The following is a 13,012-nucleotide window of genomic DNA, read 5'->3' as shown; positions in this document are numbered from 1 at the left end:
CTTTGCCATGAAAGCCAGCCTCCAACTCCGCCTCTCGCAGCATCTTGCGCTGACCCCGCAACTTCAGCAGTCGATCCGGCTGCTGCAGTTGTCGACGCTCGAACTGCAGCAGGAAGTCGCGATGGCCATCGCTCAGAATCCGCTGCTCGAGAACGACGACGACTGGATTGCGAGCCCTTTGCGCGTCGCCGCGGACGGTTCGCTGATCGCGGCGCCGGCCACATCGAGCGCGCCGCCCGATTCGATGATGAGCAACGGCTCCACGTCGAGCAGTTCCAGTTCCGAGCGTTCGGAAAACAGCGAGCCGCAAGGCGTCGACGAGTACAACGGCCTGGGCTCCGACAGCGGTCAGGACTCGAGTTCATGGAATCTGGAAGACTACGGCCGTTCTAACAACGCTTCCGACGACGACGATCTGCCGCCGCTGCAAATCCACGAATCGACCACGACGCTGCGCGACCATCTGACGGCGCAGTTGCGCATGACCGCGGCGAATCAGCGCGATCGGGCGCTCGTCACGTTTCTGATCGAGTCGCTGGACGAGGACGGGTATCTCACGGCATCGCTCGACGAAGTCCAAACCGATCTTCCCGAAGAACTCGAAGTCGATCTCGACGAACTGAGCGCGGCACTCGCGTTGCTGCAGAGTTTCGATCCGCCCGGCGTGGGCGGACGCTCGGCATCGGAATGCTTGAAACTGCAGTTGCTGCGGCTCGATGGCTCGCCGACGCGCACGCTGGCGCTCGAGATCGTCACGAATCATCTGGAATTGCTCGCCGCGCGCGACTTCACGCGCCTGCGCAAACAGTTGAAGGCAAGCGACGACGCCCTCCGGGACGCACATTTGCTGATCAAGTCGCTGGAGCCGTTTCCGGGCGCGGCGTATGGCAAGAGCGAAGCAGACTACGTCGTTCCGGACATTCTCGTGCGCAAGACGTCGGGCGGCTGGACGGCTGAACTCAACCCGGAGATCGTGCCGAAGCTGCGCATCAACCATTTGTACGCGAACATCCTGCGCAACAATCGCGGCGATCCGGGCAGCGGTTCGTTGCGTCAGCAGCTTCAGGAAGCGCGCTGGCTCATCAAGAACATTCAGCAGAGGTTTGAGACGATCCTGCGTGTCGCGCAGGCAATTGTCGAGCGTCAGAAGAACTTTTTTGCACATGGCGAAATCGCCATGCGCCCCTTGGTTTTGCGGGAGATTGCTGATACGCTGGGTTTACACGAGTCGACGGTTTCTCGTGTGACCACAGGCAAGTACATGCTCACCCCATTCGGGACGCTTGAATTTAAGTACTTCTTTGGATCGCACGTTTCGACCGACACAGGAGGCGCGGCATCGTCAACGGCGATCCGGGCCCTCATCAAGCAACTGATAGGAGCGGAAGACCCCAAAACTCCTCTTTCAGACAGCCGCATCGCCGAACTGCTGGCGGAACAAGGATTCGTGGTAGCGCGGCGCACCGTAGCCAAGTACCGCGAAGCCCTCAAGATCCCGGCAGTGAATCTGCGCAAGTCTCTATGACCCGTCTCTGTAGTCCATCGCGTGTTGCGATGGGCGTTTACCGGCCGCAACGCGAAAGCGCGGACGTGCCGGCCGATGCGCCCCGTTTGTCAAGCGCGCCAGGATGACGCGCCGGCGGGACACATTGCCGACCGGTATCGGACGAGCCGACGTGGCCTAGCGGCCATTAGCTTGGAGAGCAACTATGAATCTGAAGATCAGTGGACACCACCTCGAATTGACGCCTGCGTTGCGCGAGTATGTGATCACGAAACTGGACAGGGTGCTCCGTCATTTCGATCAAGTGATCGACGGCAACGTGGTCCTCTCGGTCGACAATCATAGGGAAAAGGAAAAGAGGCAGAAGGCGGAAATCAATCTGCACCTGAAGGGCAAGGACATTTTCATCGAGAGTTGTGACGCTGATATGTACGCGGCCATCGACCTGATGGTCGACAAGCTGGATCGGCAGGTCATCAAGCACAAGGACAAGATCCAGGGCCACGCCCATGAGTCCGTGAAGTACCGCGGCGAGTCGCATGAGATGGAAGCGCCGTCGCCGTGAGCATGAAGCACGGCATGCACGAAGTCTGATCGCCGGATGACAGCAAAACCCGCCGCCACAGGACGGCGGGGCTGATTGGAGGGAGTCCTCGAATATCCGGAAACGATGGATCGGCGCATGCACCGAACCGAAGCCGCCCCGACTGGCGGCTTTTTTGTTGGATTTCTGCCGCTAGGTGATACAAGCCATTGATTTTCAGGGCTTTGTCCTGCACATTGAATTGAAAACCGTGCCATTGCGCGGCGCACCATCGGGCAGTGCCCTGTTCTATAATGGTCCGGTAATTTTCGGGGTCGCACGACAGGCACGCTGCAGGCAACGCCGCCAGCGCACTTTCCGTTTCACCATCGCCGTGAGCGCTTTCAGACAGCGGCCACGATGAGGAGCTATCAGGCCACGCTTTCGCCTGCCAACATGAATCGTTTAGCCAAATTTCTTCCCATCGAGAACGTGGTTCTCGGACTGTCCGTTACCAGCAAGAAACGCGTATTCGAGCAAGCGGGCCTGATTTTCGAGAACCAGAACGGCATCGCTCGCAGCACCGTCACCGACAATCTCTTCGCGCGTGAGCGCCTCGGCTCGACCGGCCTCGGCGAAGGCGTCGCCATTCCGCACGGCCGCATCAAGGGGCTGAAGCAACCGCTCGCCGCCTTCGTGCGTCTCGCCGAACCCGTCGCGTTCGAATCCCCCGACGGCCAGCCGGTCTCTCTGCTCATCTTCCTGCTTGTGCCCGAACAGGCGACGCAGCAGCATCTTGAAATTCTGTCGGAGATCGCCCAACTGCTCTCCGACACCGAGGCGCGCGAGCGTCTGCACAAGGAAGAAGATCGTGACGCGCTCTATCAGGTGCTCACGCAATGGCAACCGTAATAGCCACCCGAACATAGCGTTGCGCGTCCGTGCCGCCTCGGCGCCGGGCGCGCCTCGCTTACGCAAGGCTTCTGGGGCACAATCGGTCAAACGCAGCGCCATGCAGCGTATCGAAGCGACCCGCTTCGTCGTGACGCAAAGGCTGCTCCCGGCTTCCAACGGAGTTCCGGTCTCATGGATACGTCCAGCATCAACGCCCAAAGCATTTTCGACGACAACGCCGCCGCTCTTAAGCTCAGCTGGCTCACCGGGCATGAAGGCTGGGAACGCGGCTTTTCGAGCGAGACGGTCGCCAACGCGACGTCGAGCGCCGACCTCGTCGGTCACCTGAACCTGATTCACCCGAACCGTATCCAGGTGCTCGGCGACGCCGAGATCAACTACTACCAGCGCCAGTCCGACGAAGACCGCTCGCGCCACATGGCCGAGCTGATCGCGCTCGAGCCGCCGTTTCTAGTCGTCGCGGGCGAAGTGGGCGCGCCGCCGGAGCTCGTTCTGCGCTGCACGCGCTCGTCGACGCCGCTCTTCACGACGCGCATGTCGGCGGCGGCCGTTATCGACAGCCTGCGCGCGTACATGTCGCGCATTCTCGCGCCGCGCGCGACGCTGCACGGCGTGTTCATCGACATCCTCGGGATGGGCGTGCTGCTCACCGGCGACTCCGGTCTCGGCAAGAGCGAGCTCGGTCTGGAGCTCATCAGCCGCGGCCACGGACTCGTCGCCGACGACGCCGTCGATTTCGTGCGCCTCGGCCCCGATTTCGTCGAAGGCCGCTGTCCGCCGCTGCTGCAAAATCTGCTCGAAGTGCGCGGCCTCGGACTGCTCGACATCAAGACGATCTTCGGTGAAACCGCCGTGCGCCGGAAGATGAAGCTCAAGTTGATCGTGCAACTCGTGCGCCGGCCGGACGGCGAATTCCAGCGCCTGCCGCTGGAAAGCCAGACCGTCGACGTGCTCGGCCTGCCGATCAGCAAGGTGACGATTCAGGTCGCCGCGGGCCGCAACCTCGCCGTGCTGGTCGAGGCCGCGGTGCGCAACACGATTCTGCAACTGCGCGGCATCGATACCTTGCGCGACTTCATGGATCGCCAACGCCTTGCGATGCAGGATCCCGACAGCCAGTTTCCCGGCAAGCTGATCTGAGCGCGCGCCGAAACGAATCGGGCGCAGGTGCTAAGCTTAGGAAAAGCGAATTTCCCGAGACCCATGCGTATCATCCTGATCACCGGCATCTCCGGTTCCGGCAAGTCCGTTGCGCTGAACGCGCTTGAAGACGGCGGCTACTATTGCGTCGACAACCTGCCGCCGCGCTTTCTGCCCGAACTCGCCGACTATCTCGCGAAAGAAGGCCAGACGCGCCTCGCCGTCGCGATCGACGCGCGTTCGAGTCTCTCGCTCGATGAAGTGCCGTCCATCATCGACAAGCTCTCGAAGGACTTCGATCTGCGCGTGCTGTTCCTCAACGCGAGCACGCAGTCGCTGATCCAGCGTTTCTCCGAGACGCGCCGGCGTCATCCGCTGTCGGGCCCGCCGATGCGCGAAGCCGATGTCGGCGTGCTGAACTCGCTCGCCGAAGCGATCGAACGCGAGCGCGAACTGGTCGCGGGCCTCGCGGAATACGGCCATCAGATCGACACGAGCAATTTGCGCGCGAACGTTCTGCGCGCGTGGGTCAAGCGCTTCGTCGAAACCGACGCCGCCGACCTCACGCTGATGTTCGAATCGTTCGGCTTCAAGCGCGGCGTGCCGCTCGACGCCGATCTCGTCTTCGACGTCCGGACGCTGCCCAATCCGTACTACGACCGCGAATTGCGCCCGTTCACGGGCCTCGACAAACCGATCATCGATTTCCTCACCGCGCAGCCGCTGGTCGGCGAGATGATCGACGATATCGGCGCGTTCGTCGGCAAATGGCTGCCGCGTTTTCGCGACGACAACCGCAGCTATCTCACTGTCGCGATCGGCTGCACGGGCGGCCAGCATCGCTCGGTGTTCATCGCGGAGGCGCTCGCCGCGCGCTTTTGCGAGACGGCGAATGTGATCGTGCGGCATCGTGACGCGCCCATCCCCGCCGGGTAGCGCGATCCACACGCGAACCTGATCGCCGCGCCGGCGGTCCATCCTGGAGGGACGCGATGTCCGCGAATCCTGTTCTGGCCGACTTGCCGCTGTTTCCGCTTCACACCGTGCTTTTTCCCGGCGGCCTGCTGCCGCTCAAGATATTCGAGGCACGCTATCTGGACATGGCGCGCGAGTGTCTGCGCGAGCAGACGCCGTTCGGCGTGTGCCTGCTCAAGAGCGGGCACGAAGTCGCCTCGCCGGGCGATCCGTCGGTGCCGGAAAGCATCGGCTGCCTGGCCGAAATCGCGGAATGCGATGTCGATACCTTCGGTCTCCTGCTCGTGCAGGCACGCGGAACCGATCGTTTCCGGCTCACCGATCATCGTGTCGAGCCGAGCAATCTGATCGTCGGCACGGCCGAGTTGCTGGGTGAAGATCAGCCGCTGCAGGGCGCCGAGGCGCTCGCGAAATTCGGCGCGTGCGCAGAAGTGCTGGAGCGCATCATCGACACGATCAAGGAACGCGAGCCGCAGAATCTGCCCTTCGTCGAGCCCTTTCTATACGACGATCCCACCTGGGTCTCCAACCGCCTCGCCGAAATCCTGCCGATCCCGATGCGCGCACGCCAGAAGCTCATGGAGTTGATGGACGCCGGCGCGCGCATCGACGTCGTGCATCACTACATGCAGCATCATCAACTGCTTTAGAGGAGCGTGCCTGTCAGCGCGTCGAGCAGCTTGCGCACCGGCGCGGGCACGCCATAGGCGTCGATCTTCGCGAGCGACGCCCAGACGGTTTCGAGGTCCATCAAGTCGCGCGGCGCCTGGCGCGCCTCGCCGAGCCGCGGCTCGATATCCAGCTTGAAGTGCGTGAATGCGTGCGACATCGGCGCGAGTCGCTGCAGATGTTCATCGGCGCCGAGACGCTGCGCGACTTGCGCTAGCGCGGCTTCGTCCGCCGCTTCGGGCAGGCTCCACAATCCGCCCCATATTCCGATCGACGGACGCTTCTGCAGCAGGATCGAATCGCCGTCCCTCAGGACCAGCATCCATGTCTTGCGCGTCGGCACGGCTTTCTTCGGGCGCGCGGCGGGCAAGTCGCGCTGACGCCCTTCGACCTTCGCCACGCAATCCGATGCGAACGGACAGCGCGCGCAGTCCGGCTTGCCGCGCACGCACAGCGTCGCGCCGAGGTCCATCAGGCCTTGCGTGTAAGCGATCACATCGTTGTTGTTCGCGGCTTCCGGCAAGAGCGATTCCGCGAGCGTCCACATCGCCTTCTCGACTTTCTTCTCGCCCGGAAAACCTTCGACGCCGAACACGCGCGCGAGCACGCGCTTCACATTGCCGTCGAGGATCGTCGCGCGTGCGCCGAACGCGAACGACGCGATCGCCGCTGCCGTCGATCGTCCGATGCCCGGCAGCAGCGCGAGTTCGTCGACGGTCTGCGGAAACGCGCCACCGTGCTCGTGCGCGACGGCCTGCGCGCAGCGGTGCAGATTGCGCGCGCGCGAGTAGTAACCGAGCCCGGCCCAGAGCGCCATGACGTCGTCGATGGGCGCATCGGCGAGCGCCGATACCGTCGGAAAGCGTTCGAGAAATCGCGCGTAGTACGGAATGACGGTGGAAACCTGCGTCTGCTGCAGCATGATCTCCGACAGCCAGATGCGGTAAGCATCGCGCGTGTTCTGCCACGGCAGGTCGTGACGGCCGTGAATGCGTTGCCACGCGATGAGGCGCGACGAAAAATCGGTGAGAGCGAGCATCGGATATTAGCGTTGGCAGCGCGGGCAGAAGTACGTCGAGCGCTGTCCCTGGACGATTTGCCTGATCGCCGTGCCGCAGACGTGGCACGGCAGGCCCGCGCGATCATAGACGAAATAGTCGAGCTGGAAGTAGCCCGACTCGCCGTTGCTGCCGACGAAATCGCGCAGCGTGCTGCCGCCCTTGTCGATGGCGGCGGCGAGCGTCACGCGCACGGCGTCCGCGAGCAGGTCATAGCGCACGAGAGAGATGCGCCCGGCGGCGGTCGTCGGCCGGATGCCCGCGCGAAAGAGGCTCTCCGACGCATAGATATTGCCGACGCCCACCACGATCCCGCCCGCGAGCAGCGCCTGTTTCACCGACACCTTGCGCCCGCGCGTCTCGCGGAACAGCAGCGCGCCCGAAAACTCCGGCGAAAACGGCTCGACGCCGAGGCTCGCGAGCAGCGGATGATCGAGCACGTCGCCGTCCGAGCGCGGATGCCAGAGAATCGCACCGAATCGGCGCGGATCGCGAAAACGGAGAATGAAATCGTCGAACACGATATCGACGTGATCGTGCTTCGCCGCCTCGGGCGGCTGCGGCACATGCCGCAGCACCCGCAGCGTGCCGGTCATGCCGAGATGGACGATCAGCCAGCCTTCGACGGTTTCGAACAGCAGATACTTCCCGCGCCGCTCTACTTTGTCGATTTTCAGATGGCCGAGCGTCTTCGGAAGATGCTTCGGGATGGGCCAGCGCAGCGCGGGCGTACGCACGTCGACGTGCTCGACGCGCCGTCCGGCGACATAGGGTTCGATTCCGCGGCGAGTGACTTCGACTTCCGGCAGTTCGGGCATTTTTCTGGAGAGAGACTTGCTCTGGCGTTTGTGCCGGTATTTTAGCGACCGCGTTACAATCGACTGAAACATCGTCTGGATTTCCATGAACTCGTTCGTCATGAAGCTGTTTGCGAAGCGTCAGTCCAGTTCGACGCATTCGTTCGCCGTGCCAATGTCGCGAATCGCCGGCGCCGTTGCGCTCGCGATGGCCGCGCTCGCGTTCGCGCCCGCGCACGCCCAGGCGCAGAACGCCACGCCCGTTCCGAGCGCCGACGATCAGGCCGACGCGCAAAACGCCGCCGATCTGCTGACCGCGCCCGTCAGCGGCGCGGAGACACAGGATCTGCCGAATGTGACAATGTCGAGCCAGATCGTGTTCCAGGTTCTGGCGGCCGAAGTCGCATTGCAGCGCGGCCAGCCCGCGCCCGCATTCCAGACCTATCTCGCGCTGGCCCGCGACACGCACGATCCGCGTTTCGCGCAGCGCGCGACTGAAATCGCGATCGCCGCGCAAAGCCCGAACGACGCGCTCACGTCGGCGCAGCTCTGGCAGCAGTTCGCGCCGCATTCCGATCGCGCGGCGCAGTTGAGCGCATCGCTGCTAATCGTCGGCGGCAAGCCCGAAGACGCGAAGCCGACGCTCGAACGCGAACTCGCGAAGGTGGCGCCGGACCAGCGCGGCGACGCCATACTTTCTCTTCAGACCTTACTCGCGCGCGGGCCGAATCGTGTCGGTGGCCTGAACGTGCTCAAGGACCTGACGCAAAACGATCAGAACCGGCCCGAAGCGCAACTCGCGCTCGCACGTCAGCAGCTCGTCGCGGATGATCCGCCGGGCGCGAAGGCATCGCTCGAAAAGGCGTTGCAACTCAAGCCGGACTACCTGCCTGCCGCGCTGACGCTTGCGCGCATGGGCCCGGAAGAGCGCAAGGAAGGCATCGCGTCGTTCGAGAAATACGTCGACAAGAATCCGAAATCGCATGACGCGCGGCTCGCGCTCGCGCAGTTGTATCTGTCCGCCGACAGGCTCGACGACGCGCAGAAGCAGTTCGAGATCATGCGCAAGAACGACCCGAAGGACCTGACGCCGTTGATGGCGCTCGCGCTCATCAACATCCAGAAAAAGCAGTTCGACAAGGCGCAGGATTTCTTGAACCAATACGCGAAGGCGGCGGAAAACACGCCGGGCGCGGATCCTGGTCAGGCCTATATCTATCTCGCGCAACTGGCGCTGGAACAAAAGAACGACGACGCCGCGAGCCAGTGGCTCGACAAGATTCCGCGCACGAGCCAGCAGTATTTGCCTGCGCAGATCACGCGCGCGCAACTGCTCGCGAAGCAAGGCAAGGTCGACGATGCACGCGCGCTGATCGGCAATCTGCAAAGCTCGGATCCGCGCGATCTGGCGCTGCTCGCGCGCACCGATTCGGCGATTCTTTTCGAGGCGCATCGCTACAAGGAAGCGGAGGCGAATCTCGCGAAGGCGGTCGCCGCGTTCCCCGACGATCCCGATCTGACGTACGACTACGCAATGGCCGCCGAGAAGAACGGTCACTACGACGTCATGGAAACGCAGCTTCGCACTTTGATGCGGACGCAGCCGAACAACCCGCAAGCGTACAACGCGCTCGGCTATTCGCTCGTCGATCGCAATCAGCGGCTCGACGAAGCGGTGAAGCTGATCGAACGAGCGGTTTCGCTCGCCCCGAACGACGCGTTCATCATGGATAGTCTCGGCTGGGCGCGCTTCCGTCAGGGCAATGCGGCCGAGGCGGAGAAGATCCTCAAGAACGCCTACAACCTTCAGCCGAACGCCGAAATCGGCGCGCATCTGGGCGAGGTGCAGTGGAAGTCAGGGCAGCAGGATCAGGCGCGCGCCACATGGCGGCAAGCGCAGAAGCTCGAACCTGACAACGACACGCTCGTCAAAACGCTGAAACGACTTCAGGTGAACGACCTTTGATCGCATTCGATTCATTCGCCGGCGCATCGCTTCGACGCGGCGCGCTCGGCATCGCGGCGGCCGCCGCGCTGGTAATGTCCGGTTGCGCGCTGGAACCGCGCGTTCCCACGACGACGAACGCATCCACGTCGCTCGCGACGCAGACGAGCCGCGTGTATCACGGACGCTTCGCCGTGCAGTACAACGACCAGAACGGCACGCCGCGCAACGCCTACGGCAATTTCGACTGGCAGGAGACGGGCGACACCGTCACGCTGCAGTTGCGCAATCCCCTCGGCCAGACGATGGCGATCGTGACTTCATCGCCCTCGCTCGCGACGCTCGAATTGCCGAACCGGCAACCCGTCAGCGCCGACAACGTATCTCAACTCATGCAGAACACGCTCGGCTTCGCGCTGCCGGTCGAAGGGTTGCGCTACTGGCTCCAGCCGTCGGCCGCGCCTAGCTCGCGTGCACAGACCACGCTCGATCCGGGCGCGGACAACGGCCGTCCGAAAGAAATCAAGCAGGACGGATGGACGATCGACTATCTCGCCTATGCCGACGCGCCGGCAACCGGCGTGAAGCGCGTGAATCTCACGCGCAGCGAACCGCCGCTCGACATCAAGCTCGTGCTCGATCAATAACTCAGCCGCTTTCGGTTCAAAGCATCACGCATGTCCTCATCGAACGAAACGCTTCGTGACTGCCTCGCGCCAGCGAAGCTGAATCTTTTCCTGCACATCACGGGCCGCCGTCCGGATGGCTACCATTCGCTGCAGACCGTTTTCCAGTTGCTCGACTGGGGCGACCATCTGCACTTCAGGCGTCGCGACGACGGCGTCATCATGCGCAAGACCGACGTGCCGGGCGTGCCCGAAGAACACGATCTCGTCGTGCGGGCCGCACGTTTGCTCCAGCATCACACGCGGACGAAGTTCGGCGCGGAGATCGAGATCGACAAGCGTTTGCCAATGGGTGCGGGCCTCGGCGGAGGCAGTTCCGACGCGGCGACAACTCTTTTAGCGTTAAATCGTCTCTGGGGTGTTGATCTTTCGCGTGAGATTCTGCAGAATCTCGGCCTGCAACTCGGCGCGGACGTGCCGTTTTTTGTCTTCGGGCAAAATGCTTTCGCAGAAGGTGTAGGTGAGGCGCTCCAGGCAGTCGATCTGCCGAAACGTTTCTTCCTCGTAGTAACGCCTGATGCTCACGTCCCCACCGCGGCGATTTTCTCCGAAAAAAGCTTGACACGGGATACGAAAGTCGTCACAATGATGGACTTTCTTGCACAGCAAAGGTCAGACACAAACTGGCCAGACAGCTTCGGTCGAAACGACATGCAGGCTGTGGTTGCAGGAAAGTACGCGGAAGTTGCAAAGGTGCTCGAGTGGTTTTCCAATCTCGCACCGGCGCGAATGACCGGATCTGGAGCAAGCGTGTTTGCCGCTTTCGCCAGCCGAGCCGAAGCAGAAATGGCGCAAGCCAAATTGCCGGCAAGCTGGAAGAGTGTGGTAACGGCAAGTCTGGATTCTCATCCTCTCTTCGCTTTCGCGTCATAGGTTTCGTTTTGCCGGGTATGTCCTACACTTCCCGGCGAGACTCAGAGTTGTGTAGGGGAGTCGCCAAGTTGGTCAAGGCACCGGATTTTGATTCCGGCATGCGAGGGTTCGAGTCCTTCCTCCCCTGCCATTCCTTTTCTCGCGTTTTTCCTCTCGCCTCCAGCCGCAGACAGGTGCACGATGAGCAGTGACGGCCTGATGGTTTTTACTGGCAACGCTAATCCCGCGCTTGCACAGGAAGTCGTCAAAATCCTTGGTATTCCTCTCGGCAAAGCGATGGTCAGCCGCTTCTCAGACGGCGAGATCATGGTCGAGATTCAGGAAAACGTTCGGGGCAAAGACGTATTCGTTCTGCAGTCCACCTGCGCTCCCACGAACGACAACCTGATGGAACTGATGATCATGGTCGATGCGCTCAAGCGCGCATCCGCAGGCCGGATCACCGCAGCCATCCCCTACTTCGGCTATGCGCGCCAGGACCGCCGTCCGCGTTCCGCGCGAGTGGCCATCTCGGCGAAGGTCGTCGCGAACATGCTGGAAATTGCCGGCGTCGATCGCGTGATCACCATGGACCTTCACGCCGACCAGATTCAAGGCTTCTTCGACATCCCCGTCGACAACATCTACGCAACACCCGTTCTTCTCGGCGATCTGCGCAAGCAGAACCATGACCATCTGCTGGTCGTGTCGCCGGACGTCGGCGGCGTGGTGCGCGCGCGTGCGCTCGCCAAGCAGTTGAACACGGACCTCGCGATCATCGACAAGCGCCGTCCGAAGGCGAATGTCGCTGAAGTGATGAACATCATCGGTGAAGTGGAAGGCCGCACCTGCGTCATCATGGATGACATGGTCGACACCGCCGGCACGCTGTGCAAGGCCGCGCAAGTATTGAAGGATCGTGGCGCGAAACAGGTTTTCGCATACGCGACGCACCCCGTTCTGTCGGGCGGCGCGGCGGCGCGCATCACGGCGTCGGAGCTGGACGAACTCGTCGTCACGGACACGATTCCCCTTTCGGCCGAATCGCTCGCGTGCGCGAAGATCCGTCCGCTGTCGAGCGCGGGTTTGCTCGCGGAGACGTTCTCCCGAATCCGGCGCGGCGACTCGGTGATGTCGCTCTTCGCCGAAGGTTAATCAGAATCGAGCAAGGAACGCGAAGCAGAGGCTTCGCGTTTTTGCATGATCGGCGCGAACGGACGAAGGTTCGCGTCGCTTGTTGTGGGATCACACGTTTTCGATGATCCCGGTTTCCCTGCCTGGTCGCGGGCAGATATAGGAGTCGAATATGAAAGTCGTCGCTTTCGAGCGTAGCAAGCAAGGTACGGGTGCGAGCCGCCGCCTGCGTAACTCGGGCAAGACCCCGGGTATCGTGTACGGCGGTGAAACGGACGTTCAACTGGTCGAACTCGACCACAACGCCCTGTGGCACGCCCTGAAGAAAGAAGTTTTCCACTCGTCGATTCTCGACCTGGAAGTGGCCGGCAAGTCGCAACAAGTTCTGCTGCGCGACGTGCAATACCACCCGTTCAAGCAGCTCGTGCTGCACGTGGACTTCCAGCGCGTCGACGCGAAGAAGAAGCTGCACACCAAGGTGCCGCTGCATTTCATGAACCAGGAAACCAACCCGGCCGTGAAGCTGTCGGGCGCGGTGATCTCGCACGTCGTGACGGAACTGGAAGTGGAATGCCTGCCGGCAGACCTGCCTGAGTTCCTGGAAATCGATCTGGCGAAGATCGAAGCCGGCCAGACGATGCACGCGAAGGACATCCCGCTGCCGAAGGGCGTGAGCCTGACGATCTCCGTCGAGGCGGAAAATCCGGTGGTGGCTTCGGCGACCATTCCGGCTGCCGTCGTGTCGGAAGGGACTGGCGAAGCTGAAGGCGACAAGCCGGCAGCCGAGTAAGCACGCGGAATATCGCTATCCTCT

The 13,012-nt window shown here is 62.4% G+C and carries 13 protein-coding genes and 1 tRNA gene; 12 read left to right on the top strand and 2 right to left on the bottom strand.

Annotated features, from left to right (window positions below):
- Nucleotides 1-7 precede the first annotated feature (7 nt).
- From QCE58_RS02685 to QCE58_RS02660, 6 genes are all read left to right on the top strand, one after another.
- On the top strand, nt 8-1,525 hold the full coding sequence (locus QCE58_RS02685; protein WP_034470542.1) for an RNA polymerase factor sigma-54: 1,518 nt from the start codon (nt 8-10) through the stop codon (nt 1,523-1,525).
- A gap of 184 nt (nt 1,526-1,709) precedes the next feature.
- Nucleotides 1,710-2,069, top strand: a complete 360-nt coding sequence (gene hpf, locus QCE58_RS02680; RefSeq protein ID WP_008351690.1) for a ribosome hibernation-promoting factor, HPF/YfiA family — start codon at nt 1,710-1,712, stop codon at nt 2,067-2,069.
- Between the two features lie 414 nt (nt 2,070-2,483).
- Nucleotides 2,484-2,939: a PTS IIA-like nitrogen regulatory protein PtsN gene (ptsN, locus tag QCE58_RS02675; protein WP_008351691.1), complete on the top strand. Its 456-nt coding sequence runs from the start codon at nt 2,484-2,486 to the stop codon at nt 2,937-2,939.
- 174 nt (nt 2,940-3,113) lie between these two features.
- Nucleotides 3,114-4,082, top strand: a complete 969-nt coding sequence (hprK, locus tag QCE58_RS02670) for an HPr(Ser) kinase/phosphatase (protein ID WP_008351692.1) — start codon at nt 3,114-3,116, stop codon at nt 4,080-4,082.
- Nucleotides 4,083-4,145: 63 nt separating this feature from the next.
- Nucleotides 4,146-5,018: an RNase adapter RapZ gene (gene rapZ / locus QCE58_RS02665; protein WP_008351693.1), complete on the top strand. Its 873-nt coding sequence runs from the start codon at nt 4,146-4,148 to the stop codon at nt 5,016-5,018.
- 56 nt (nt 5,019-5,074) lie between these two features.
- Entirely contained in the window at nt 5,075-5,707 is a 633-nt protein-coding gene (locus QCE58_RS02660) for an LON peptidase substrate-binding domain-containing protein (protein ID WP_008351694.1), read from the top strand.
- On the opposite strand, the gene mutY is transcribed toward QCE58_RS02660, so the two are convergent.
- Both mutY and mutM read right to left on the bottom strand, forming a co-directional pair.
- Nucleotides 5,704-6,765: an A/G-specific adenine glycosylase gene (gene mutY / locus QCE58_RS02655; RefSeq protein ID WP_250520909.1), complete on the bottom strand. Its 1,062-nt coding sequence runs from the start codon at nt 6,763-6,765 to the stop codon at nt 5,704-5,706. The genes QCE58_RS02660 and mutY overlap by 4 nt on opposite strands.
- 6 nt (nt 6,766-6,771) lie before the next feature.
- Nucleotides 6,772-7,602, bottom strand: coding sequence for a bifunctional DNA-formamidopyrimidine glycosylase/DNA-(apurinic or apyrimidinic site) lyase (gene mutM / locus QCE58_RS02650; RefSeq protein ID WP_250456616.1), 831 nt, complete (start codon nt 7,600-7,602; stop codon nt 6,772-6,774).
- Between the two features lie 85 nt (nt 7,603-7,687).
- On the opposite strand from mutM, the gene QCE58_RS02645 reads away from it, so the two are divergent.
- The 6 genes from QCE58_RS02645 (at nt 7,688) to QCE58_RS02620 (ending at nt 12,988) form a co-directional block, all read left to right on the top strand.
- Entirely contained in the window at nt 7,688-9,547 is a 1,860-nt protein-coding gene (locus QCE58_RS02645) for a tetratricopeptide repeat protein (protein ID WP_008351697.1), read from the top strand.
- Nucleotides 9,544-10,173, top strand: a complete 630-nt coding sequence (lolB, locus tag QCE58_RS02640; RefSeq protein ID WP_250480247.1) for a lipoprotein insertase outer membrane protein LolB — start codon at nt 9,544-9,546, stop codon at nt 10,171-10,173. The genes QCE58_RS02645 and lolB overlap by 4 nt, the downstream gene beginning before the upstream one ends.
- A gap of 30 nt (nt 10,174-10,203) precedes the next feature.
- Nucleotides 10,204-11,085 carry a 4-(cytidine 5'-diphospho)-2-C-methyl-D-erythritol kinase gene (ispE, locus tag QCE58_RS02635; protein WP_008351699.1) on the top strand — a complete coding sequence of 294 codons (882 nt, stop codon included), beginning with the start codon at nt 10,204-10,206 and terminating at the stop codon, nt 11,083-11,085.
- A gap of 53 nt (nt 11,086-11,138) precedes the next feature.
- Nucleotides 11,139-11,215: transfer RNA gene (locus QCE58_RS02630), tRNA-Gln, on the top strand.
- A gap of 50 nt (nt 11,216-11,265) precedes the next feature.
- Nucleotides 11,266-12,219 carry a ribose-phosphate pyrophosphokinase gene (locus QCE58_RS02625; RefSeq protein ID WP_008351701.1) on the top strand — a complete coding sequence of 318 codons (954 nt, stop codon included), beginning with the start codon at nt 11,266-11,268 and terminating at the stop codon, nt 12,217-12,219.
- 151 nt (nt 12,220-12,370) lie between these two features.
- Entirely contained in the window at nt 12,371-12,988 is a 618-nt protein-coding gene (locus QCE58_RS02620; RefSeq protein ID WP_034470532.1) for a 50S ribosomal protein L25/general stress protein Ctc, read from the top strand.
- Nucleotides 12,989-13,012 lie beyond the last annotated feature (24 nt).

Origin of the sequence: Caballeronia sp. LZ028, assembly GCF_031451415.1 — a bacterium.
GTDB classification, from domain to species: Bacteria; Pseudomonadota; Gammaproteobacteria; order Burkholderiales; family Burkholderiaceae; genus Caballeronia; species Caballeronia zhejiangensis.
This window is presented reverse-complemented; position numbering and strand designations above follow the sequence as displayed.